Source organism: Thiomonas intermedia (genome assembly GCF_002028405.1).
Classification (GTDB): Bacteria; Pseudomonadota; Gammaproteobacteria; order Burkholderiales; family Burkholderiaceae_C; genus Thiomonas; species Thiomonas intermedia.
This window is the reverse complement of the sequence record NZ_CP020046.1, coordinates 2648685-2672592: the sequence shown is the minus strand read 5'-3', so window position 1 is coordinate 2672592 and position 23908 is coordinate 2648685. Positions and strand designations below refer to the sequence as shown.

General features: G+C 66.6%; 22 protein-coding genes. 12 read left to right on the top strand and 10 right to left on the bottom strand.

The window, feature by feature from the left end:
* Positions 1–19: 19 nt before the first annotated feature.
* The 6 genes from BVH73_RS12505 to BVH73_RS12480 all read left to right on the top strand — a co-directional run bounded on the left by BVH73_RS12505 (position 20) and on the right by BVH73_RS12480 (position 7593).
* Positions 20–2317 carry a TonB-dependent receptor plug domain-containing protein gene (locus tag BVH73_RS12505; protein ID WP_079419141.1) on the top strand — a complete coding sequence of 766 codons (2298 nt, stop codon included), beginning with the start codon at positions 20–22 and terminating at the stop codon, positions 2315–2317.
* Between the two features lie 238 nt (positions 2318–2555).
* Complete coding sequence (locus tag BVH73_RS12500; protein WP_079419139.1) at positions 2556–3881, top strand: branched-chain amino acid ABC transporter substrate-binding protein; 1326 nt, start codon at positions 2556–2558, stop codon at positions 3879–3881.
* A 28-nt stretch (positions 3882–3909) separates the two neighbouring features.
* The gene (locus BVH73_RS12495; protein WP_079419137.1) at positions 3910–4884 is read left to right on the top strand and encodes a branched-chain amino acid ABC transporter permease; all 975 of its coding nucleotides are present in this window, start codon (positions 3910–3912) and stop codon (positions 4882–4884) included.
* Positions 4881–6125 (top strand): branched-chain amino acid ABC transporter permease, encoded by a 1245-nt coding sequence (locus BVH73_RS12490; protein WP_079419135.1) that lies wholly within the window; start codon positions 4881–4883, stop codon positions 6123–6125. The genes BVH73_RS12495 and BVH73_RS12490 overlap by 4 nt, the downstream gene beginning before the upstream one ends.
* Entirely contained in the window at positions 6122–6880 is a 759-nt protein-coding gene (locus tag BVH73_RS12485) for an ABC transporter ATP-binding protein (protein ID WP_079419133.1), read from the top strand. The genes BVH73_RS12490 and BVH73_RS12485 overlap by 4 nt, the downstream gene beginning before the upstream one ends.
* 5 nt (positions 6881–6885) lie before the next feature.
* Positions 6886–7593, top strand: a complete 708-nt coding sequence (locus tag BVH73_RS12480; protein WP_154048543.1) for an ABC transporter ATP-binding protein — start codon at positions 6886–6888, stop codon at positions 7591–7593.
* Here the strand turns inward: BVH73_RS12480 and BVH73_RS12475 are convergent.
* Positions 7576–7905 (bottom strand): RnfH family protein, encoded by a 330-nt coding sequence (locus tag BVH73_RS12475; RefSeq protein ID WP_079419129.1) that lies wholly within the window; start codon positions 7903–7905, stop codon positions 7576–7578. The two genes, BVH73_RS12480 and BVH73_RS12475, sit on opposite strands and share 18 nt — an antisense overlap.
* Positions 7892–8332: a type II toxin-antitoxin system RatA family toxin gene (locus BVH73_RS12470; RefSeq protein WP_079419127.1), complete on the bottom strand. Its 441-nt coding sequence runs from the start codon at positions 8330–8332 to the stop codon at positions 7892–7894. Before BVH73_RS12470 ends, BVH73_RS12475 begins: the two co-directional genes overlap by 14 nt.
* A gap of 76 nt (positions 8333–8408) precedes the next feature.
* Between BVH73_RS12470 and smpB the strand changes: the two genes are divergently transcribed.
* The 3 genes from smpB (at position 8409) to BVH73_RS12455 (ending at position 10747) form a co-directional block, all read left to right on the top strand.
* Positions 8409–8852 carry an SsrA-binding protein SmpB gene (gene smpB, locus BVH73_RS12465; RefSeq protein ID WP_079419125.1) on the top strand — a complete coding sequence of 148 codons (444 nt, stop codon included), beginning with the start codon at positions 8409–8411 and terminating at the stop codon, positions 8850–8852.
* A 222-nt stretch (positions 8853–9074) separates the two neighbouring features.
* Complete coding sequence (locus tag BVH73_RS12460) at positions 9075–10430, top strand: ammonium transporter (RefSeq protein WP_079419123.1); 1356 nt, start codon at positions 9075–9077, stop codon at positions 10428–10430.
* A gap of 26 nt (positions 10431–10456) precedes the next feature.
* The gene (locus BVH73_RS12455; protein ID WP_079419121.1) at positions 10457–10747 is read left to right on the top strand and encodes a hypothetical protein; all 291 of its coding nucleotides are present in this window, start codon (positions 10457–10459) and stop codon (positions 10745–10747) included.
* On the opposite strand, the gene nadA is transcribed toward BVH73_RS12455, so the two are convergent.
* On the bottom strand, positions 10744–11841 hold the full coding sequence (gene nadA, locus BVH73_RS12450; protein WP_079419120.1) for a quinolinate synthase NadA: 1098 nt from the start codon (positions 11839–11841) through the stop codon (positions 10744–10746). The genes BVH73_RS12455 and nadA overlap by 4 nt on opposite strands.
* Positions 11842–11871: 30 nt before the next feature.
* Complete coding sequence (gene nadC, locus BVH73_RS12445; protein ID WP_079420612.1) at positions 11872–12711, bottom strand: carboxylating nicotinate-nucleotide diphosphorylase; 840 nt, start codon at positions 12709–12711, stop codon at positions 11872–11874.
* A 287-nt stretch (positions 12712–12998) separates the two neighbouring features.
* Between nadC and BVH73_RS12440 the strand changes: the two genes are divergently transcribed.
* A complete protein-coding gene (locus BVH73_RS12440) occupies positions 12999–13814 on the top strand; it encodes a Crp/Fnr family transcriptional regulator (protein WP_079419118.1) in 816 nt (271 codons plus the stop codon).
* Positions 13815–13969: 155 nt separating this feature from the next.
* Here BVH73_RS12440 and BVH73_RS12435 read toward each other — a convergent pair whose 3' ends face one another.
* Positions 13970–14593, bottom strand: a complete 624-nt coding sequence (locus BVH73_RS12435) for a ParA family protein (protein ID WP_079419116.1) — start codon at positions 14591–14593, stop codon at positions 13970–13972.
* A 91-nt stretch (positions 14594–14684) separates the two neighbouring features.
* A complete protein-coding gene (locus BVH73_RS12430) occupies positions 14685–15275 on the bottom strand; it encodes a malonic semialdehyde reductase (RefSeq protein ID WP_079420610.1) in 591 nt (196 codons plus the stop codon).
* 114 nt (positions 15276–15389) lie between these two features.
* Between BVH73_RS12430 and BVH73_RS12425 the strand changes: the two genes are divergently transcribed.
* Complete coding sequence (locus BVH73_RS12425) at positions 15390–15818, top strand: DUF1841 family protein (protein WP_079419114.1); 429 nt, start codon at positions 15390–15392, stop codon at positions 15816–15818.
* Positions 15819–15910: 92 nt separating this feature from the next.
* Here the strand turns inward: BVH73_RS12425 and recJ are convergent, their stop codons facing one another.
* Complete coding sequence (gene recJ, locus BVH73_RS12420) at positions 15911–17650, bottom strand: single-stranded-DNA-specific exonuclease RecJ (protein ID WP_079420608.1); 1740 nt, start codon at positions 17648–17650, stop codon at positions 15911–15913.
* 345 nt (positions 17651–17995) lie between these two features.
* Between recJ and BVH73_RS12415 the strand changes: the two genes are divergently transcribed.
* A complete protein-coding gene (locus tag BVH73_RS12415; RefSeq protein WP_079420606.1) occupies positions 17996–18919 on the top strand; it encodes an alpha/beta hydrolase in 924 nt (307 codons plus the stop codon).
* Between the two features lie 6 nt (positions 18920–18925).
* On the opposite strand, the gene BVH73_RS12410 is transcribed toward BVH73_RS12415, so the two are convergent.
* From BVH73_RS12410 to trhA, 3 genes are all read right to left on the bottom strand, one after another.
* A complete protein-coding gene (locus BVH73_RS12410; protein ID WP_079419112.1) occupies positions 18926–21265 on the bottom strand; it encodes a putative bifunctional diguanylate cyclase/phosphodiesterase in 2340 nt (779 codons plus the stop codon).
* 174 nt (positions 21266–21439) lie between these two features.
* Positions 21440–23125, bottom strand: a complete 1686-nt coding sequence (locus tag BVH73_RS12405; protein ID WP_079419110.1) for an electron transfer flavoprotein-ubiquinone oxidoreductase — start codon at positions 23123–23125, stop codon at positions 21440–21442.
* Positions 23126–23217: 92 nt separating this feature from the next.
* Positions 23218–23880 carry a PAQR family membrane homeostasis protein TrhA gene (gene trhA, locus BVH73_RS12400; RefSeq protein WP_079420604.1) on the bottom strand — a complete coding sequence of 221 codons (663 nt, stop codon included), beginning with the start codon at positions 23878–23880 and terminating at the stop codon, positions 23218–23220.
* Positions 23881–23908 lie beyond the last annotated feature (28 nt).

Sequence of the window (23908 nt, the reverse complement as noted above, 5' to 3'; positions counted from 1 at the left end):
CCCTCGCCTTTCTCGATCCATGCGACATTCTGCCAGCCCACCCAACCCCTCCCCACGTCTGCTCCCGCTCGCGCTTGCCAGCGCGTTTTGCGGCATCGCCCTGCCTGTGCAGGCCGCGGAGGTCACGCTCCCTCCCGTGGTGGTGACCGCGCCGCAGGCCGCCCCGCCCTGGGCCCGTTTTCTGGCCGGCCAGTCGCTCGATGCCCAACGGGCGCGGACCAGCGATACCGCCAGTCTGTTGAACGGTCTGCCCGGGCTGAGCGTGAATGCCGCGGGGGGCGTGAGCGGTCTGCCGCAGATCAACGGCCTGGCCGACGACCGGCTCAACATCCAGCTCGACGGCATGGGCCTCATCGCCAGTTGCCCCAATCACATGAACCCGGTGCTGTCGTATGTCTCGCCGAATCAGGTCTCCAGCATCACGGTGTATCCGGGCGTGGCGCCTGTGTCTGTCGGCGGCGATGCCATCGGCGGCGCGATCGACGTGAAAACCGCCCCGCCGCAGTTCGCCGCGCCGGGCAAGACCATCGCCGGCGGCGAAGTCAGCGCGGGCTACCGTACCAATGGCAGCGGCAAGGATCTGGGTCTCTCGGCGCATTACGGCACCGACGCCTTTGCCATCCGCTACGACGGCAGCCTGGCCAAGGCCGACGATTACAAGGCCGGAGGCGACTTCAAGAGCTTCACCGCCACCGGCAATCCCGGCCAGAGCCTGGGACGCGACGTGGTCGGCTCCACGGCCTACGACGTGCGCAACCACCTTCTGGGCATGGCCTGGCGCGGCGACAAGCAATGGCTCGACCTGACGCTCGGCTATCAGGATGTGCCCGAACAGCTCTACCCCAACCAGCGCATGGACATGCTGGGCAACACCGAGAAGCGCTTCGATCTGCACTGGCAGCGCCAGTTCGCCTGGGGTGAGCTGGATGCCCGCGCCTATCACGAGACCGTGGACCATCACATGGACTTCGGCGCGGACAGGCGCTTCTGGTACGGCAGCGCAAGCGGCGGTCCCACCGCGTCGTATGGCGTGCCCTGTTCGCCCATCTCTGCCACTTGCGCGGCGGGCATGCCCATGGACACAGAAAGCCACACCACCGGCGCCAAGGTCAAGGCTAGCTTCGACCTCAGCGCCACCGACACCCTGCGCATCGGCACCGAATTCCAGCGCTACCGCCTGGAAGACTGGTGGCCGCCGTCAGGCGCAGGCATGTGGCCAGGCACCTTCTACAACATCAACGACGGTGTGCGTGATCGTCTGAGCCTGTGGGGCGAATGGCAAAAGCAGATCACCCCGCAATGGCAGACGCTCGCGGGTGTGCGCGTGGATCAGGTGCGCACCGACGCGGGGCCGGCCTCGGGCTACGCCAATACCAACGGCATGGGCATGATGGCCACGTATCAGGCGCGAGATGCCGCGCTCTTCAACGCCACGAGCCGCGAGCGCACCGACCACAACATCGACCTGTCCTTGCTGTCGAAATACCGCGTCAGCGACACCCTCGACCTCGATGTCGGCCTGGGCCGCACCAGCCGCTCGCCCAACCTGTACCAGCTCTACCCCTGGTCCACCTGGAGCATGGCGGCGGTGATGAACAACTTTGTCGGCGACGGCAACGGCTACATTGGCAATCCCAACCTCAAACCCGAGACGGCCACCACCCTCACCGCCACCGCCGACTGGCATGCCGCCGACCGCGCCTGGGCCTTCCAGGCCACGCCGTTCTACACGCAGGTGAGCGACTACATCGACGCCGTGCAGTGGAACGCCGCCACCAACACGGCGGTCGCCACGCCGGTCACCGGGCAATTCGTCACGCTCAAATACATGAACCAGGCCGCCCGCCTGTATGGTCTCAACCTGTCGGGCAAGATGCCGCTGGCGCACCACACCGCGCTGGGCAGTTTCGGATTGCAAGGGCTGGTCAACTACACCCGGGGCAAGAACACCGATACCGACGACAACCTCTACGGCATCATGCCCCTCAACGCCCGCCTCACCCTCACCCAGACCCTGGGGGCATGGAGCAACGCCGTCGAATGGGTGCTGGTCAAGGCCAAGACCGATGTCTCCCAAGTGCGCAACGAGGTGCCCACCGCGGGTTACGGCCTGCTCAACCTGCGTGCCAGCTACAGCTGGAAGCAGGCGCGGGTGGACTTCGGTGTCGAAAACGCGCTGAACAAGTTCTACGACCTGCCCACGGGCGGCACTTACGTCGGCCAGGGCACGACCATGTCCATCAACGGTCTACCCTGGGGCATTGCCGTACCCGGGCCCGGCCGCAGCGTCTATGTGCGGGGCACCGTCTCGTTCTGACGGCTGAAGCCCGACTCGCCCGGCCCCCGTCGCTGATGGTTCGACCTCAGTGACGGGGGCCGAATCGTTTCAGGGCCTGGCCACCGTGGAGGCACTTGTTCGGCGCGACCGGGACCACGCTGAACAAGTTCCCGCGATGGCGTGCGCCGGGATGCGCGACAGCCGAGGGGCTGGTTCGGTGTTGCCTTAGCATTGGCCTTTTTTCCTCCGCCCTGGCGGAAGACCTTTTAGAAACGCCATGCACACCATCGACCGCAGAAGTTTTCTCTCCACGCTGGCCGGCGGCATGCTGTTGGGCGCCAGCCCGGTGCGGGCGCGGCAGATCCCGACCGTCAAGCTGGCCTTCATCGACCCGTTGACCGGGCCTTTCGCCGCGGTCGGACAGAATCAGTTGCAGAGCTGGCAGTTCGTGGCCGACCGGGTCAATCGCGGCAACACCGCGGGCGTGCGCTTCGAGATCGTGCCGTTCGACAACAAGGGCGCGGTGCAAGACACGGTCAATGCCTTGCAGGCCGCCGTGGATCAGGGCATCCGGTATATCTTGCAGGGCGACGGTTCGGGCGCGGCGATCGCCCTGTCGAAAGCCGTGAGCCGCCACAACAGCCGCCATCCGGGCAAGGAAGTGCTCTATCTCAACTATGCCGCCGTCGATTCGGCACTCACCGGCAGCGACTGCAGCTTCTGGCACTTTGCGCTTCAGCCCAGCGTGCCGATGACCATGCAGGCGATGACCGACGACATCCGCAACCGGCCGGAAGTCAAGCGCGTCTATCTCATCGAGCAGGACTATTCCTTCGGCCATCAGGTGGCGAAGTACGCGCGCGAAATGCTGGCGCTCAAGCGACCGGACATCCAGATCGTCGGCGAAGACTTCGTGCCCCTGGGTCAGGTCAAGGACTTTTCGCCCTACATCGCCAAGGTGCAGGCGGCCAAGGCCGACTGCGTCATCACCGCCAACTGGGGCCCCGATCTCACCCTGCTCATCAAGGCCGCGCAGCAAGGCGCACTCAAGGCCGACCTCTACACCTTCTATGCCAGCAGCCTGGGCGCACCCAGCGAAATCGGCCCTCACGACGCCGGGCGCGTCAAGCTCGTCTATTACAGCGAGCCCAACCTGCCGGGCGTGCTGCAAAGCCTGCAAAAAGGTTTTCGCGACAAGTACAAGCAGGACTTCTCGGTGCCCGCCACCTACACCGGCCTGGCCCTGCTCACCGCCGCGATGACCAGGGCGCACAGCACCGAACCGCTGAAAGTCGCCGCCGCGATGGAAGGGCTCAAATTCCGCACCTTCAATGGCGACGTCACCATGCGGGCGGCCGATCATCAGTTGCTCCAGCCCATCTATGTGAGTGCGTGGCAGCCGGTTTCGCCCACCAATCCCTACAACGTGGAACAGACGGGATACACCTTCGCACTCGAACACACCTACGACACGGTGCAGACCACGCTGCCGGCTCAGTGCACCATGCGGCGGCCGTTGATGACCGAGGTCTATCCGGTCAAGCAGCCCAGGCTTGCGGCGAGTGCGGTGAGCACGGGCGGTGCCGTGCCGCCGTCGCGCTAAAGCCGGGAGCCCTCGCCGCGGTTCCCGCATGGACGCGCTCGCACTCTCTGCGCTCAATGGCCTGAGCTACAGCCTGCTGCTGTTCCTGCTGGCTTCGGGCCTGACGCTGATTTTCTCGCTGCTGGGCATTCTCAATTTCGCCCACGGCAGTTTCTACATGCTGGGCGCCTATCTCGCCTGGCAGAGCGGCCCGTGGTTCGGCTTCTGGGGCGGCCTGGTGGTCGCGCCTCTGGGGGTGGCGCTGCTGGCCACGGCCTTCGAGGTCGGCGTGCTGCGGCGCCTGCGTGCCCAGGGTCATCTGCCCGAGCTGCTCGCCACTTTCGCGTTTGGCGTGGTGCTGGTGGAGGCCGCACGCCTGCTGTGGGGCAATGGCTCGGTGCCCTACGCCATTCCCCAGGCGCTGCAGGGCAGCCTGCTGACGCTCGGCGGCGTGGCGTTTCCGGTGTACCGCGGCTTTGTCATGGCCGTGGCGCTGACCGCGCTCGCCCTGGCCTGGCTGCTGCTGTGGCGCACGCGCGCCGGCCTGATCGTGCAGGCCGCACTGACTCACGCCCCCATGGTGTCGGCGCTGGGGCACGACGTGCGCGCGGTGCAAACTCTGGTGTTTGCCGCAGGAGCCGCGCTGGCGGGCCTCGCCGGCGCGGTGGGCGGGCCACTGCTCATCACCGAACCCGACATGGCCGCTCAGATGGGGGCGCTGCTGTTCGCCGTCATCATCATCGGCGGCCTGGGTTCGCTGCGCGGTGCGCTGCTGGGCGCGCTGCTGGTGGGCGAAGCGCAGACGCTGGCGGTGGCGGTGAACGGCTCGCTGGCCGACGGCTTCGCCTACCTGGGCTGGCATGCACCCGCCACCTGGCCAGCCAGCGACGGCCTGATCCCCAGCCTGCTGCATCTCGACCTGGCGCGCGCGGCCCCCTTGCTGCCCTATCTGCTGCTGGTCGTCGTGCTGGCGCTGCGCCCCCAGGGACTCACCCGCCGGTTTTCCGCGAAAGAGGCGCCGTGAGCGCTGGCCGTTCCGGGCGGACGCTCACCTCGACGGCGCTGTTCGCGGCGGCGGTCGCGCTGCCTGTGGCCCTGCCGTTGAGCAGCGCCGCCTTCAACCTGCTGTCGCAACTGGCCATCGCCTGGCTGTTGCTCCTATCCGTCGGACTGCTAGTCACGCGCGCCGGGCTGTTGAGTTTCGGACAGGCGCTGTACGCCGGGCTGTCGGCCTACGCGGCGGCGCATGCGATGAATGCCATCGCCGCGGCCGGCTGGCCGCTGCCCTTTGCGCTCGTGCCGCTGTACGGCGGTCTGTTCGCCGCGGGCGTCGCGCTGGTGGCCGGACCGATCAGCGTGCGCCACGGCGGGCTGAGTTTCGCCATGATCACCCTGGGGCTCGGTCTGCTGGTGGCCATCGCCGCGCCGATGCTGCAAGGCTTCTTCGGCGGCGAAGGCGGTGTCTCGACCGACCGTACCGCGGGGCCCGTCTGGCTGGGGCTGAACCTGCTGTCGCAGCGACAGGTCTACGGCGTCAGCGCGGCCTATGTGCTGCTGGCCGCGGGTTTGCTCCGCTGGCTTGATGGCACCCGGCTCGATCTGCTGGCCCGCGCCGTGCGCGACAACCCTCTGCGCGTTGCCGTGAGCGGCAGCGCGCCGCGTCGCGTGCGCCTGCATCTCGTGCTGGTGAGCGCCTTCCTCGCGGGTCTGGCTGGTGCTTTGCAAACCCTGCGTGTCGAACAGGTGAGCGCCGGGGCACTCGGCCTGCCGCAATCGAGCATGGCCCTGCTGTTCAGCCTGGCCGCGGGCAGCGGGACGGCGTGGGGCGCCTTGCTCGGCGCGGGATTGATGGTGGGCAGCGAGGTCTTGCTGGCCTCGCTCTCCCAGGCGTGGATGCTGTATGTCGGCCTTGGTTTTCTCGCCATCGTGATCTGGGCGCCTCAGGGTTTGGTCGAGGTCTTGCATGAGCTGGCGCGTCGTCTGCGCGCCCGGCGCGACCCCGATCTACTGTGGGGGCTGGCCGCCCTGCTGGTTTGCGGCGGGTTGTCGCTCATCGGCGCGAGCAGTCTGATCGAACTGCTCTACGCCGTGCGCCAACAACTGCTGGCGCACGGCGTGCTGCGGCTTTGGGGGGTGTCGGTGCGCGCCGACAGCGCCGAGGTCTGGGCGGGCGCGGCATGGCTGGCTGTGGTGAGCACGGGGCTTGGTGTGCTGGTGAGGCGCGTTCTGGCACCGAGACTGCGCGTCGAAGGCGAGGCGGCATGAGCGCTGCGTCGGGCCTGCCTGTGCTCGATGTTCGCGGCGTGCGCTGCGTGCTCGGCGGCCAGACCATCCTCTCGAATCTGAGCCTGCGGATCGAGGCGGGCGAGCGCGTGGCGCTCGTCGGCCCGAACGGCGCGGGCAAGTCCACGCTGTTTCAGGCGATCAGTGGACTGCTGCCCTTGCGCGCCGGCAGCATCTGGCTCGCGGGCCAGCGCATCGACCGGCTGCATCCAAGCCAGATCGCGCTTGCGGGCCTGGGTCGCAGCTTTCAGTCGCCGCAGGTCTTCGGCGCGTTGAGCGTGGCGGACAATCTGCGTTGCGCCCTCGTGGCGCGCCAGCGTCCGCGCCAGTGGTGGCGGCAGCGGGCGGGCGACGCCTCGCTGGAGCGCGACACGCAGCACTGGCTCGACGTCCTGCGACTGCAGACCTGCGCAGACGCCGCCGCCCAGCAGATCGACTATGCCCGCCTGCGCGCACTCGAACTCGGATTGGGACTGCTCGGCCAGGCCCCGCTGCTTCTGCTCGACGAGCCCACCGCGGGCATGAGCCGCGCCCAGGCCGGGCACATGCTCGATCTGATCGAACACGTCTGTGCCGACCGCACGCTGCTGCTGATCGAACACGACCCCGGCGCCGTGTTCCGCCTGGCAAGCCGGGTGGTGGTGGTGCACCAGGGCCAGGTGCTGGCCGACGGAACGCCGACGCAGATCCGCGACGATGCCCGGGTGCAGGCGGTCTATCTGGGCGCGGCGCCATGAGGCCGATGCCTCCCGGTGGGCGGGCGCTCGAGATCGAAGCGCTGCATGCAGGCTATGGGCGGGTGCAGGTCTTGCGCGGCGTGCACCTGCAAGTGCGCGCCGGTGAGCTGCTCCTGCTTCTTGGACGCAACGGCAGCGGGCGCAGCACCCTGCTCAAGGCGCTGATGGGCCTGATTCCCGCCACCGGATCGGCCCGGCTGGATGGGCGCGAACTGCTCGTCCTGCCCGCACACCGCCGCGCACGCCTGGGGCTGGGCTACGTGCCCGAGCAGCGCGAGATCTTTCCCCGCCTGAGCGTGCGGCAAAACCTTCTTCTGGGGGCCAACCCCGCGCGCACGGACCCGGGCGCCTCGCGCTGGAACGCAGCGACCGTGCAGCGCCTCTTCCCAGCCCTGACGCCGCGTCTGGGCGTGTCGGCCCAGGCGCTTTCGGGCGGCGAACAGCAGATGCTCGCCCTCGCCCGGGCGCTGATGGGCAACCCCGATCTCTTGTTGCTCGACGAGCCGACCGAAGGACTGGCGCCGCAGCGCGTGGCCGAGACGGCGGATCTCGCCGCTCGGCTGCGGTCTCTGGGGCTGGGCCTGCTCATGGTCGAGCAAAAGCCCTGGGCACGCGCGCTGGCCGATCGCGTGGTGGTGCTGGGCGATGGCCGGGTGCAGTTCGAGGGCCCGCCGCGCGACCTGCCGCAGGACGTGTCAGCCGCCTGGCTTTGAGCGCCCCTTGTTTCGCGCCGCCGCGGCGCGCAGGCGGCGCGCGGTCATGGGCTCGACCCGCAGCGGACCGCAGAGATCGATGCGATCGCCGTCGCGCAGCACCTGCTGGGGGCTCACGCGCCGGCCATCGATGGCCGCGAGAATCTCGGCCCCGGCCCGTTCGGGATGCACGTTCCGTAAGCCGCAGACCTCGAGCGCCTGCGCCACCGTGGCCCCCGTGGGCAAGGCGACAAATCGTAGATCGGCCGGCGCGTTTTCCGGCGCGTAGAACACCGCGATACGCACGAGCCCGTCGCCTTCAGCGTGGCCCATAGACCTGCTTGGCGCGCAGCACGAAGGCATCGACAAAACTGCTGGCGATATGGTTGAACACCGGGCCGATGACCTTCTCCACGAGAAAATTGGAGAACTTGTAATCGAGCACGAACTCGACCTTGCAAGCCTTGCCGTCGGCCAGCGGGTTGAACACCCAGCGGCCGTGCAGCGCCGAGAACGGTCCGTCGACCAGTCGCATGCGGACCTCCTCGCCGGGCACATGGGTGTTCAGCGTGGTGAAGCTCTGGCGTATGCCCTTGAAATCGATGGTCACGCTGGCCCGCACCGTGTCGCCCTCTTCGGCCTGCACCGAGGTGCCTCCGCACCAGGGAAGGAATTGCGGATAGGAGGCCACATCGGTGACCAGGTCGTACATTTCCTGCGGGCTGTACCAGATGAGGACGGATTTGTGAACCTGGGGCATGGACGAGCGTACGCGGATCGAGGCTTCTTAGAATGACAGGATTGTATTGAGGGCCGAACGCCCCATATTCCCCCGCATGAGCATCGCCGAAAACCGCAAGGCCCACTTCAATTACTTCCTCGAAGACCGCTTCGAGGCGGGCATCGTGCTCGAAGGCTGGGAGGTCAAATCCATTCGTTCCGGGCAGGTGCAGCTCACCGACGGCTATGTCGTCATCCGCGACGGCGAGTTGTTTCTCATCGGCATGAACGTCACGGCGCTGAACAGCGCCTCCACCCATGTGCGGCCGGACGCCTCGCGCACCCGCAAGCTGCTGATGCACAAGGACGAAATCCGCAAGCTGATCGGCAAGGTGGAACAGCGCGGCTACACCCTGGTGCCGATCAATCTGCACTACAAGGGCGGCCGGGTCAAACTCGATCTGGCGCTGGGCAAGGGCAAGAAAGACCACGACAAGCGCGACACCGAGGCCAAGCGCGACTGGCAGCGGGAAAAGGCCCGCATCATGAAAACGCGCTAGCGTTTCAAGACCATCGCGCCGGGCCCATCGTTTTCGCACTGCGCTGGTGCCAAACCACGCACGTCAGCCTCGGCGTGGTGCGGCATGGTCAACAGGCCGGGCCTGAGCTGCCAATTACTCGACAAGAGCACCCTTTGCGTGTGCACGGGTTCACATCTTTGGCCGACCTATGCATTGGTCTGAATATTGCGAACTCCCCAGCATCACTCGATCGGGGTTCTCATGCACCACACCCACGCACAACCTGCCAGAAAACACCGTTTCTCTGCCGCCATCACGCTCTTGCTCGCCAGCGGCCTTCCCCTGAATGCCACGGCACAGTCGGTGCCCGCCACGCTGTCGACCCCCCATATCGCCCAGGCCGCCACGCTGAACGCTGGCGATACCGCGTGGATGCTCGCCTCCACGGCCCTGGTGCTGATGATGACCATTCCGGGCCTGGCCCTGTTCTATGCCGGCATGGTGCGCAAGAAGAACATCCTCGGTGTCACCATGCAGGTCTTCGCCACCACGGTGCTGGTCACGCTGTTGTGGTTCGTCGCCGGATACAGCCTGGCCTTCATGCCCGGCAATGCCTTCATCGGCGACCTGTCGCGGCTGTTTCTCGACGGGGTGTTCTACAGCAAGAGCAGCGGCACGGTCTCGGTCAGCGAACTGGCGCCCACCATTCCCGAGTCGGTCTACGTGATGTTCCAGATGACGTTTGCCATCATCACGCCGGCCCTGATCGTGGGCGCCTTTGCCGAACGCATGAAGTTCTCCGCCATGCTGATCTTCATGGGCCTGTGGTCGCTTCTGGTTTACGCGCCGGTGGCGCATTCGGTGTGGGAGCCGTCGGGCTGGCTGGCCTCGATGGGCATGCTCGATTTCGCCGGCGGCACGGTGGTGCACATCAACGCCGGTGCGGCCGGCCTGGCCTGCGCCATCGTGCTGGGCAAGCGTCAGCGCTGGGGCGAAGAGCCCTTTCTCCCCGCCAACCTGGCCTACACCATGATCGGTGCCGCGTTGCTCTGGGTGGGTTGGTTCGGATTCAACGCGGGCTCGGCCTGCGCCGCCGATGGCCGCGCCGGCATGGCGATGCTGGCCACGCAGATCGGCACCGCGGCCGCGGCGTTCAGCTGGATGCTGACCGAATGGACGCTGCGCGGCCGCCCGACGCTGCTGGGAATCTGCTCGGGTGCCGTGGCCGGGCTGGTGGCGATCACGCCGGCCTCGGGTTTCGTCGATCCGATGGGGGCGGTTGCCGTGGGGCTGATCTCAGGCGTGGTGTGCTATTGGGGCGCCACCGGGCTCAAAAGACTGCTCGGCGCCGACGATGCGCTCGATGTGTTCGGCATCCACGGCGTCGGGGGCTTCGCCGGGGCGGTGCTCACGGGCGTTTTTGCCGTGCCGACCTACAGCGGCCAGACGGCATCGATCCTCGTTCAGGCACTGGGTGCGAGTGCCACGCTGGCCTACAGTTTTGTCGCCAGCTACATCCTGCTCAAAATCATCGATGCCCTGATCGGCCTGCGCGTCGGCGCCGACGAGGAAGAGGCCGGGCTGGATCTGAGCCAGCATGGCGAACGCATCGAATGACGCCGACCCTCACAGGAGCACTGGCCATGGGAAGCACCGAAGCCGTCGCGCTGGCCGCGCATCTGCATGTTCTGCTGCGCCGCAAGATCGGCCGGGTGACCGACACCGAGTGGATGGCGCAAAACGCCGAGTACGCCCTCGAAGTGCTGCGCATCGCCCGCAGCGAGAACGACGCCGATCTGCGTCTGTGGGCCGATCGCTTCGAGGCGGTGATGTTTCCGCACGGCGCGGCCAAAACCACCCCGCGAAGCGGCGCGGACAAGCATCCGCCCGAGAAAGCCCCTGCCCCGCCCTCCTACCTCGGCCGTCTGCGTTAGGCCGCGCCGATGCCGGGCACCAGACTGCCAGCCGCCGCCGCGGTCTTTTGCGCCGCGGTGAAATCGAGCATGCGCTGCACCGGCAGGCGCGCGCGCGCCGCCAGCGCCGGATCGAGTTCGATGGCGTTGGCCCCCGTCTCCAGCACCCGGGCCAGGCCGCCGAGGCTGTTCATCGCCATCCAGGGGCAATGCGCGCAGCTCTTGCAGGTGGCGGCGTTGCCCGCCGTGGGCGCGGCGATGAAGGTCTTGCCGGGGTTCTGCTGCTGCAGCGCGTGGAACATGCCGGCATCGGTGGCGACGATGAACTCGGGCGCGTCGAGCTCGCGCGCGGCGCGGAGAATCTGCGAGGTCGATCCCACCACGTCCGCCAGCGCCACCACCTGCGCCGGACTTTCGGGATGGACCAGCACGCGGGCCTTGGGATGCTCGGCCTTGAGCATCTCGAGTTCGAGGGCCTTGAATTCGTCGTGGACGATGCACGAGCCCTGCCACAGCAGCATGTCGGCACCGGTTTGCTGCTGAATGTAGCCGCCCAGGTGGCGGTCAGGTGCCCAGAGGATTTTTTCGCCTCGCGCATGCAGGTGGGCCACGATGTCGAGCGCACAGCTCGAGGTCACCACCCAGTCGGCGCGCGCCTTCACCGCCGCGCTGGTGTTGGCATAGACCACCACGGTACGGTCGGAATGGGCGTCGCAGAAGGCGCTGAACTGCGGGGCGGGGCAGCCCAGATCGAGCGAGCAGTTGGCGTCGAGATCGGGCATGAGCACGCGCTTGTCCATCGACAGCATCTTCGCGGTCTCACCCATGAAGCGCACGCCCGCCACCACCAGGGTGGTCGCCGGATGGCGGGCGCCGAAGCGCGCCATTTCCAGCGAATCGGCCACCAGCCCGCCGGTGGCCTGGGCCAGATCCTGCAGGTCGGGATGGGTGTAGTAGTGCGCGACCAGTGCCGCATCGTGGGCGCGCAGCAGCTCAGCGCAACGGCTCATGAGGGCTTCGCGTTCGGCCGGATCGGGCTCAGTGGGTACGCGTGCCCAGGCTTGGGACGTGCCGGTGACGGGGCTTTCGAACGTGACGGCAAAGGTGTCGGTCATGCGGACTTCCTGTTGGGCGAAGCAGGTCAATCAGGCCGGAGTGAAGCGCATCGACAGATCGACGGCGCGTACATCCTTGGTGAGCTTGCCCACCGAGATGCGGTCGATGCCGGTTTCTGCAATGCCTCGCACGGTTTGAAGATCAACCCCGCCCGAGACTTCGAGCACGGCGCGTCCGGCGTTGAGGTGCACGGCGGTGCGCAATTGTTCCAGCGACATATTGTCCAGCAGGATCATGCTCGCCTGCGCCGTCAGGGCCTCATCGAGTTGTTCGAGGGTCTCTACCTCGATCTGGATGAACTGGGCCTGCGCCGCAACCCGCCTGGCCTGCTCCAGGGCGGCCGTCACTCCACCCGCGGCGGCGATGTGGTTTTCCTTGATCAGCACGGCGTCGAACAGCCCCAGACGGTGATTCATGCCCCCGCCCACGCGCACGGCATACTTCTGCGCCAGGCGCAGCCCGGGCAGGGTCTTGCGGGTATCAACGATCTGCGCCCGCGTGCCGCGCACCACGTCCACATACTCGGCCGTGCGCGTGGCCACGGCGCTGAGCAGTTGCAGAAAATTGAGCATCGTGCGTTCGGCGGTGAGCAGCGCGCGGGCGTTGCCGCGCAGTTGCAGGAAGACCTGATCGGCCCGCAGAGTCCCGCCTTCTGGCGTCAGCCACTCCACATGAGCGCCAGGATCGAGGGCGCGCAGGCACGCATTGGCCCAGGGCGCGCCACACAGGCGGGCCGCCTCGCGGCTGCGCACCGTGGCCTGGGCCATGGCGTCCGGCGCGATCAGGGCAGCCGTGAGATCGCCCGTTCCCACATCTTCTTCCAGGGCGCGCCGCACATCGCGTGCGGCCAGAGTCTGCACATCCATCATGCTGGGATCGCCTTTCTTCATGGTGTGATCGGTCAGAGCAAGAAGTGTAGGTGCAAGCCCGGCCTGGCCGCACGCACTGTAGAGATCGGCAGACCCTCGCAAACCTGTGGTACGCCTGTGTCACAACTGCGACAGTTTTTCAGCGTTTTGTGCGCTGCAAAAATCGATTGGGCGCAAGGAAGAAGGCCAAAAACAAGGGTTTTCCCTAGTTCTCACCGTGAATTCCCTATATTGACAAGTCTATATCAGCATTCGCTAATATTGCGCCACGTCAATGAGAGCACACCATGGAAACCACCTTCGCCAGCCCGCCGTCCACCACCGCCATTCCTCTGGCCAATCTGCGCAAGACCCTTGCGCGCACCAAGGAGCCGGCCGCCAGCCGCATGGGGCATACCGAGGTGGTCAACGCCTGGCGCGGCGCGTCGGATTGCCGCAACTGCGGCGTGCGCCGCATTGCCCTGTTTGGCGCGCTGCGCATGGAAGATTTCGACAATTTCCATCAGGTCATCGACGACATGCAATACGGCGCGGGCCAGCAGTTGTTCAGCGAAGGGCAGCGCGGTGAGTGGCTCTACACCATCAAGACCGGCTATGTGAAGCTCGAACGTGTGCTGCCCGATGGCACCCGCCGCATCACCCGCGTGGCCCGTCGCGGCGACCTCATCGGCCTGGAGTGCTTCATTCACGAGCCCTACATGCACCACGCCTCGGCCATTGGCGCGGTGCGGGTGTGCCGCATCCCGGTCGATGTGATCCGCAAGATGGAGGAACAGGTGCCCAATCTGCGCCAGGAATTCCTGGAGCGCTGGCATCGCGCCCTGCGCGATACCGACGAATGGGCGCTGCTGCTGGGCTCGGGTGCCATTCCCGCGCGCATGGCGCGCCTGCTGCTCAAGCTGGCCGATCCGGAACTCAACGACACCATCACCCTGCCCAAGCGCAGCGACCTCGGCGCCATGCTGGGCGTGGCCCTTGAGACGGCCAGCCGCGTCATCGCTCAGTTCGAGCGCGACAAGCTGCTCGAACATGTCGGCCCGCGCCTGTTCCGCGTCAATCGTCCCGCGCTCGGATTGGTGGCGCAGCCCGAACGCGCGGTCTGACACCGATCGAATCTCACCAATTCCTCACTCAACGCGGCAACCCCCACCCACGACGAAGCCGTCGAACCGTTTCCTTGCAGCTTGGGCACATCCTGCGGAGTCATTCCGGGATGTGCCTTGTTTTTTGGGCCTCCCCCTGGCCGGAAGGACCGGATTCAGACCGACCGCTCCAGCCAGTCAGTAACGGGTTGCCACTGTTCCAGGTCCCGGGCGGCCTGGCTGGGCGGCAGGTCCCAGAGGGTCAGGCCGTGGGCCGCCATCTGCGGGTACAGCGTGGTCTGGCGCAGGTTGGTCAGCATGGGCAGGCCGCTCTGCGCCACGAACGCCTGCAATTGCTCGGCGGCATGGGTGCGAGGGTCGATGCGCACGCCCACCAGAGCTAGGTCGAAGCCGTGCTTTTCGCGCGATTCGCGCAGCTTCTGCACGAACGCCTGCGTGGCGTAGATGTCGAAAATCGAGGCCGACAGCGGTACCAGGACTTTGCCGGCCTGCTTCATCACATCGTTCAGCCGCCAGCCGTGCAAGCCGGCCGAGGTGTCGATCACCGCATGCGTCGTTCCCCTGGGCGGCCTGGCGATGTAGTCGTGGCTCATCTCCCAGGTGTCGATGCGGGGCAAGGCCCGATCGCGCAGCGACAGCCACAGGCGGGACGATTCCTGCCGGTCCGAGTCGCCCAGCATCACGGCATGGCCCTGGCTGGCGAAATAGCCCGCGATCTGCGTCGATAGCGTGGACTTGCCCACTCCGCCCTTGGGATTGGCGACAACGATGACCGGCATGGCGCACCCTTTCAGTTCTGGCGTTCTGGAAACGATGGGTGAAAATTACCAGAACCGGCGCGCCAGTTCCACGCCGCTCTCAGCGGTCGGCCTAGGCGATGCGGCAGGCCTGCTCGAAACTCAGCCGCGGGTTGCGGGGGAACAGCCCGACCGGATCTCCGTAGCCGAGATTGCACAGAAAATTGGCCTGGATCTCGGTCCCGGCGAAGAACGCCGCGTTCACCGCCTCGGCATCGAAACCGCTCATCGGGCCGCAGTCCAGGCCCAGGGCGCGGGCGGCCAGAATGAGATAGCCGCCCTGCAGACTCGCATTGCGCATCGCCGTGGACGCAATGACGTCGGGCTTGCCCGCAAACCAGCTGCGCGCATCGAGGTTGTTCGGAAACAGCTCAGGCAGGTGGTCGTAGAACGCCATGTCCATGCCGACGATGGCCGTCACCGGCGCCTTCAGAGTCTTGGCCCGGTTGCCCTCGCTCATGCACGGCGCAAGCCGCGCCTTGGCCGCCTGGGACTGCACGAACACGATGCGCGCCGGTGAGCAATTGGCCGAGGTCGGCCCCCACTTCATCAGGTCGTAGAGCTGGTGCAGCAGAGGCTCGGGCACGGGCTGGTCCAGCCAGGCATTGTGGGTTCGCGCGTCGTCGAAGAGTTGGCGCAGGGCGCCGGCATCGATCTGAGGCATGTTGGTTCTCGTGAAGTGGGAAGGCTTGAAATCGTCGCTCAAAACGGCTTTGTAAGCGAATGCAAGCACGGCCGCAGGGCAAGATTGCGAACCCTGCGGGACAATACGAGCACCATGTTCAATCCCAGCAAAGACGAGGTTCGGCAGTTTTTTCTTTCCGCCTGGCAGCGGCATCGCGCGGGCGGCGTGCTCACCCCGCTGGAACTGATCGCCGCCGACTGGATGGAACTCCACCCGGAATACCACGAGGAACTCGCCAACCCGCTAAGCGCCAGCCGCGACTACGCCGTGGAGCAGGGACGCACCAACCCGTTTCTGCACCTGTCCATGCATCTGTCGATCGCCGAGCAGGTGTCCATCGACCAGCCGCCGGGCATTCGCCAGGCTTTCGAGCTGCTGCGCAGCAAGCTCGGCGAACATGACGCGCACCACGCCATCATGGACTGTCTGGGCGAGATGCTGTGGACGGCGCAGCGCAGCGGTCTGCCGCCGGATGGTGCGGCTTATGTGGACTGCGTGCAAAGACGCGCCACGGCGCGGTAATCAAGCGAGCTGGAGCCACCCGCAGGGCCGCCCCAAGGGCTTCTCGCCCCCTGGGGGAGAGCCGCGCGCAGCGAGATTTTCGGCGGGAGCACTTACCCTTCGATGGCTTCAAGCACGAGCTGCACCTGGGTGATGCCCTGCCAGGTGTTGCTCTCCAAACGATAGGCGATGCGCGCCTCGTCGGGCAGAAAATCGGTACGTCCCCAGGCCACGAGATCGAACAAGTCCTTGCCTGGCACCCCTTCGGCGTCCACCAGTCTGACCTTGGCCTTCAGATGACGTTCGCCGATCAGGCGCTGCTGTCTGATCTGTACCCGTGCGCTGAACAAGGGCGCCGCAAAGCCCTGCCCCCACACCTGCGCGCCCAGCAAAGACGCCATTTCGGGCAATAACCATTGCACGGGCAGCGGCCCATCGACCTCTACGCGGCGCTGCAGCTGCGACGGTTCGAGCCACTCGCCGGCCACCCGGTTCAGGGCGGCGCGAAACCGCGCATAACCGTCCGGCACCAGCGAGCAGCCCGCGGCCATCGCATGGCCGCCAAAGCGCAGCACGAGGCCGGGCTCGCGTTTGGCGATCAGATCAAGGGCATCACGCAGATGGAATCCGGCGATCGATCGGCCCGAGCCGCGCAGGGTGCCGTCCTCTGCCGGGGCGAACACGAAGGTGGGACGATGCTCGCGGTCCTTGATGCGCCCGGCGACGATGCCGATCACGCCCTCGTGCCAGTGCGGCGCGAACAGGCTGATGGCCGCCGTTCCCTCGTCGCCTGCGCCCTGCGCCGCGCCGAGATCCAGCCCTTCGAGCATGGCCAGCGCCTCGGCCTTGATGCCGTCTTCGATGCTGCGGCGTTCGCGGTTGAAGGTATCGAGCATCTGCGCGAGGTCGAGCGCGCGGGCGGGGTCGTCGGTCGTGAGACATTCGATGCCCACGGTCATGTCGGCCAGGCGCCCCGCGGCGTTGATGCGCGGACCCAGCGCAAAGCCCAGATCGGCGCTGTTCACCCGCGCCGCCTCGCGCCCCGCCACCTGAAGCAAGGCGGCGACGCCGGGCTGCATGTGCCTCGCGCGCAGGCGCTTGAGGCCCTGCGACACCAGCAGGCGGTTGTTGGCGTCGAGCCGAACCACGTCGGCCACGGTCCCCAGCGCCACGAGGTCGAGCAGAGCGTCCAGGCGCGGTTGATGCGCCGCGTCGAACACGCCGCGCTGGCGCAGCTCACTGCGCAACGCCAGCAGCACATAAAACATCACCCCGACCCCGGCAATGGACTTGCTCGGGAAGCCGCATCCCGGCTGGTTCGGATTGACGATGATCTCGGCCTCCGGCAGCGTGTCGACCGGCAGATGGTGATCGGTCACGAGCACACGGATGCCGTGGGCGCGCGCATGGGCCACGCCCTCCACGCTGGCGATGCCGTTGTCCACGGTGACGATCCAGTCGGGCTTGCCTCCGGCCTGCTGCAGCGCCAGATCCACCACCGCGGGCGACAGGCCGTAGCCGGTGGTGAAACGGTTGGGCACGAGATAGGACACCATCGCCCCCATGGCCCGCAGGCCGCGCAGCCCCACCGCACAGGCCGTGGCCCCATCGCAGTCGTAGTCGGCCACGATGAGCAGTCGCTCGCCCTTGGCGATGGCGTCGGCCAGGGCCCGCGCCGCCTGTTCGGCGCCCTTGAGCAGGGCGGGCGGCAGCAGATGCGGCAAGGCCAGTTCCAGCTCCTGCGCCTCTTTCACCCCGCGCGAGGCGAACAACTGCGCCAGCAGCGGATGGGTGCCGGCCTCCTGAAGCCGGTGCTGGGCGCGCGGATCGGGCTGACGCAGAAGGAATTGCATGGTGTGAGCGTCGAAAGTCAAAACCCTATTGGAACTGATCAGAACCTGTTGATCCGGCGCTTGGATGTTTGAAACGGCGCCCCACCCCGACCCTCCCCACAAGTGGAGAGGGAGTCAACACGCCTCCCCCACAGCGTGGGGGAGGTTGGGAGGAAGAGACGCCCACCCCGACCCTCCCCACAAGTGGAGAGGGAGTCAACACGCCTCCCCCACAGCGTGGGGGAGGTTGGGAGGGGGAGGCCTTGCAGGGTGAGGCCCGCGACCCGCGCCTACTTCTCCATGCCGGGTCAAAAGGGTCAGACGGAAGCGGCCGCCAGCACCATGTCGCCCTACACTGCGCGACCCATGCTCCGTTTCAGATGGCTCGCCGCCCTGCTCCCCACGGTGCTGCCGTGGATGATGACGCCCCCCTTGCGCCCGCTGTTTCACTGGGCGCTGCGGCGCAGCCTGCGTGCTCCGCGGCTGGCGCATGTCCGCACACCGGGCGAACTCGGCCTGCCTTTTGCCTCCGTGAGATTGTCCACGGCCAACGGCAAACAACTGCACGCCTGGCATATCCCCGCACCGCAGGCCGCGCTGCGGCCAGCCCCCGCACTCGTCATCCTGCATGGCTGGGGCAGCAATGCCGATCAGATGCTGCCGCTGGCCCCGGGGCTGCATGAAGCGGGGTTCGGGCTGCTCATTCTCGACGCGCGCTGTCACGGCGCCAGCGATGGCGACACCTTCGCCTCGCTGCCGCGTTTCGCCGAAGACGCCGCGCATGCGGCGGACTGGCTGGCCGAACAGCCCGCCATCGACCCGCAGCGCATCGCCTTGCTGGGTCATTCGGTCGGCGCGGGCGCCGTGTTGCTGGCGGCCACCTGGCGACCGCGCATCTGCGCTGTCGTGAGCCTGTCGGCCTTCGCGCACCCGGCCGAAATGATGCAGCGCTGGATGGCCGAACAGGGTCTGCCCGAGTCCGTCATCGGCGCTGCTGTGAGCAGCCATGTTCAACACACCATCGGCTACCGCTTCGACCGGATAGCCCCGATCGCCACCCTGCCGCAACTGGGTTGCCCGGTGCTGCTGATGCATGGCGAAGGCGACACGGTGGTGCCGGTGAACGACGTCTATCGTCTGCACTCGGCAGCAGCCGGCCGGTCGGTTGAACTGCAGGTCGGCCCCGGCGGACACGATGCGATGGATGCGTTCCTGCAGCACATGCCGCGCGTCATCGATTTTCTGCAACGAGCCGGGGCGGCGGCCCGCTCAGTTCACGAGAAAACCTAGAGGCGCTCACGCCTCGACCTCTGGCCGTCCCCAGTAGTAGCCCTGTCCCCAGTCCACGCCGATGCGGCGCATGGCCTCGGCGGTGGCCTCGTCTTCGATGCCCTCGGCGATGGTCAGGATGCCGAGTTCGTGCGCCATGGCGTTGATCGAGCGGACCATGGCCTGCGCGCGCGGGCTGTGCGCCGCCTCGCACACCAGTTCGGCCTCGATCTTGAGATAGCTCACCGGCAACTTGAGCACGTAGAGGTAGGACGAGTAGCCGCTGCCGAAATCGTCCACCGCGAGCTGGAAGCCGAAATCGATCAGCGGCTGCACCAGACGGCGCACCGCCTCGGCATCGCCGATGAGCTGGCGCTCGGTGATCTCGATGACCATGGGCTTGTCCCGGCCCGTCATGTCGATGGCGCAGCTTTCGCAGTAGTGCTGAGCCCGGTCGAGCAGTTGCTGAACATCCTCCGGGCGGCTGAGGAAATCGGCCGAACAGTTGATCATGTACTTCATCGGCGCGCCGGTCGCTTCGATGCGCGTGCTGCAGCGGGACATCACCTGCTTGGACACCCGCGAATCGATGCGGTGCTCCAGCCGCAAACGGCTGGCCACGTCGATGAACTGCCCTGCCGGCACCACTTCGCCGTCCTCGCCGACCAACCGGGCCAGGGCCTCGTAGCCGACGACCTGTCCGTCGGCGAGCGACACCAGCGGCTGATAGGCCACACGGATGCGGTCGTCCTCGATGGCGCGCTTCAAGGTGAAGCCCCGCAGGTAGTCGTGCGCCGATTTGCCCTCGAACTGCTTGACGCGGTTGCGGCCGGCCGCCTTGGCGTTGTAAAGCGCGGAGTCGCACTGGCCCAGCAGTTCGGCGATGGTCAGCCTGGCCCCAGGCTCCCAGGCCGAGACGCCGAAGCTCGCCGACAACCGAAGCTCCGAGCCCCCCACCGACATGCGGGTATGGGCGATGATGTCGCGCAGCTTCTCGGCGGCGGCGTGCGCCGTTTCCAGAGTGGAATCGGGCAGCAGCACGAGAAATTCCTCTCCGCCCCAGCGCGCCACATGATCTTCCTTGCGCACCCGGGTCTGCAGCAGATGCGCGACCTGCTGCAGCACGGCGTCGCCGGCGGCATGACCGAAGCCGTCGTTGATGAGCTTGAAATGATCGAGATCGAACAGCACGAGCGCGTAACCGATGCCCTCCTGCTGCGCATAGTCGTGAGCCCGTTGAAGATACTCGCCCATGCCGCGGCGATTGAGCAGGCCGGTCAGACTGTCTTGATTGGCCAGCCGATACATGATTTCGGCGCGATCACGCAGTTGTGTGCTCTCACGTTCGGCCTGTCGCACCACCAGCCGGTAGGTCAGGGTCAGCAGCCCCAGCCACAGCGCCAGGATGGTCAGCGCCGGCCAGTAGGCCCGCCAGAAGTCGCGCCAGAGCAGGGCTCGCGGCACCGTCATGGTCACCTGCACGCCGTACTGCGGCAGGCGCACCCAGGCGCCCAGGCGAGGTATCGAGTCCGAATCCACCCGGCCATTGAAGAGGCCTGACTGCGCCTGAGGCGAAGCCAGGATGGCGTTCGCCAAAGCCCCCTGGCGACGGGTGCTGTAGAACCGCTGCAGGTCAGGGGTCTGGGGGGTGGGCCAGCGCGCCAGCAGATAGCCATCCGCGCGCATCAGCGCCATCGACATGCCCGGCGTGGCGTATTGGGCCGCGGCCACCGAACGGCGCCAGCGATCGAGAAAGTCGTTGAGTTCTACCGGCACCGCGATCAGGAAAAGCGGCTGCCCCGCTTCATCCTTGATCATCAGACGCAGCGGAATCACCCATCGGTGCAGCATCGGCCCATAGACCGCCTTGCCCACTTCCAGTCCCTTCATGTGCGTGGCCTGGTGGATGCCACGCCAGATCTCGGGCACGGTGCGGAAATTCGGCAACTTCTCAGCCGAGGCGACGGTCGAGGCGAACATCTGCCCGTCCGGCCGTGACAGATTGATCGCCAGCGCCTGGTCGGCCCCCAGCAGGGCGCGATAACGCTGCAGCAAGGGCACGAGTTGATCGGGCGCGTCCAGCAACTCGGGCCGGAGCAGCAGATCATTGCCCAGGGCGGACATCACCGATTCATAGCGCTCGAAATAGGACGAGGTGGCATCCGCCAGAAAGGCGGTCTCCACCCGCAAGGTGCTGCGCAGCATCTCGCCCTGACGCTGCCAGTTGATCCAGGCCAGCCAAGCCCCGAAGAACAGGGTGAGCGCCACAAGACCCCAATAGCCGCGACGAAGCCTGCGCCGCATGGGCGAGAGGCCTTGCGGCACCCGCAGCTGGGCAGGCGTGAACAAGGGTGATGAACCGGGCATGCAACAAGGGAGGGCAGTTGGGGCCTAAGGCCGCCCCCGCGTTCCAGCGGGACGGCGCAGGCTTTTGGGTTCGCGAAGTGTAAGGGCCGTCTGATGCCGGGCCTTGTCAATTAATTCACACTTTCAACGCCATCCCCCTGATTGCGCGTGTCGTGGTCAAGCCGGCGCACAGCCTCACATGCCCACATAGTTCGGGCCGCCGCCGCCCTCGGGAGCCACCCAGACGATGTTCTGCGTCGGGTCCTTGATGTCGCAGGTCTTGCAGTGCACGCAGTTCTGGGCGTTGATCTGAAGCTTGTCGCCGCCATCCGGCCCTTTGACGAACTCGTACACCCCGGCCGGGCAGTAGCGCGCCTCGGGCCCGGCATAGGTCTTGAGGTTGACTTGCACCGGCACGCACACATCCTTGAGCGTGAGGTGCGGAGGCTGGTTCTCCTCGTGATTCGTGTTGCTCAGATAGACCGAGCTCAGCCGGTCGAAGGTCAGCACACCGTCGGGCTTCGGATAGTCGATGCGCGGACAGTCGGCGGCGGGTTTGAGCGTGGCGTGATCAGGCACGTGGTGATGCACCGTCCACGGCGGCGACTGAATGCCGATGCGCGGCAGCAGCCAGCGCTCGATGCCCGTCATCAGCGTGCCCACCAGGCGGCCCTTCTTGAACCACTGCTTGAAGTTGCGCGCGGTCTTAAGCTCGGCATGCAGCCAGGACCGTTCGAAAGCCTCGGGATACGCCGCGAGTTCGTCATGCGTCCGGTCGGCGGCCAGGGCGTCGGCGATCGCCTGGGCCGCCAGCATGCCGGTCTTGATCGCGGCATGGCTGCCCTTGATGCGCGAAGCGTTGAGAAACCCCGCTTCGCAACCCACCAGACAGCCGCCGGGAAACACCAGTTTGGGCAGCGACAGCAAGCCTCCCGCCGTGATGGCCCGCGCGCCATAGCCCAGGCGCCTGGCCCCGTCGAACAGGCCGCGCAGGGCCGGATGGGTCTTGAGCCGCTGGAATTCCTCGAACGGGCTCATCCACGGATTGGCGTAATCCAGGCCGACCACGAAGCCGATCGCCACCTTGCGGTCTTCGAGGTGATAGACGAAGCCGCCACCGTAGGTCTTGGGATCGAGCGGCCAGCCTGCGGTGTGCAGCACCAGCCCGGGCTGGTGTTTGTCGGCAGCGACCTCCCAGATCTCCTTGATGCCAATGCCGTAGCTCTGCGGATCGCGGCCCGCATCGAGCTCGAAATGCGCAATCAACTCGCGGCCCAACTGACCGCGCGAGCCCTCGGCGAACACGGTGTACTTGGCCCGCAGCTCCATGCCCAGCGCAAAGTGATCGGTCGGCTCGCCGTCCTTGCCCAGGCCCTGATGGCCCGTGGCCACGCCGCACACCCTTCCCTGCTCGTCGTACAGCACCTCGGCCGCGGCGAAGCCGGGGAAGATCTCCACCCCCAGGGCCTCGGCCTGCTGCGCCATCCAGCGCACCAGATTGCCCAGGCTGATGACGTAGTTGCCGTGATTCTTGAAGCAATCGGGCAGGAACGCCGCAGGTGCGGGCTTGGCGTTGGCATCGCTCAGAAACAGGAACTGGTCCGCCGTGACGGGCTGCCCCAGAGGCGCCCCCATGGCCTTCCAGTCCGGGAACAACTCGGTGAGCGCACCGGGGTCCATGATGGCCCCCGACAGAATGTGCGCGCCCGGCTCGGAGCCCTTTTCCAGCACGCAGACCGACATCTCCCGGCCGGCCTTCTGCGCCAGTTGCTTGAGGTGAATGGCCGTGGCCAATCCGCCAGGGCCGGCCCCGACGACGACGACGTCGTAATCCATGGCCTCGCGCGGGCCGAATTGTTCCAAAAGTTGATGCGGGGTCATCGCGGTCTCCACGGTCTGCTGCTTTGGACAGCATTTTAGGCACGGTGGCCATAAAAAAGAACGATCGTTCGATTTTATGACGACGACGTGTTTCAGACAGCGTAATAGAGCACCGCGAAGAAATGACAGACAGTCCCGGCGAGGACGAACAGGTGCCAGATGAAATGCGCATAGCGCCAACGCTCGTCGAAGACGAAGAACACCACGCCCAGGGTGTAGGCCACACCGCCCGCCACCAGCCAGAACAAGCCCATCGGCGCGATGCGCTCGGCCAGGGGCACGATGGCGATCAGCACCACCCACCCCATGCCCAGATAGAGCGCCGTGGACAAGTGAGGGAAACGCACGCCGGCGAGCGCCTTGAGCAGCAGGCCCATCGCCGCTAGCCCCCAGACCAGCCCGAACAGCGTCCACCCCCATCCCCCACGCAACACGCCCAGGGTGAACGGTGTGTAGGTACCGGCGATCAGCAGGTAGATGGCGGCGTGGTCGAGCCGCTGCATCAGGGCCTTGAGCCGCGGCTGCGGCAAGGCGTGATAGAGCGTAGAAGCCAGGTAGAGCAGGATGGCGGTGGCGCCAAAGATGCTCGCTCCCACGACGCTGGCCACCGGCTGGTGCTCCACGGCATGCACGACCAGCACGGGCAGCGCGGCGACCGACAGCAACAGCCCAAGTCCGTGGCTGATGCTGTTGGCGATTTCCTCGCCCAGACTCTGCGGACGCAGGGTGGGGAGGGCGTTTGCATTTTGTGCCATGCAGCAAATGGTAAGACGACCCCGGGTC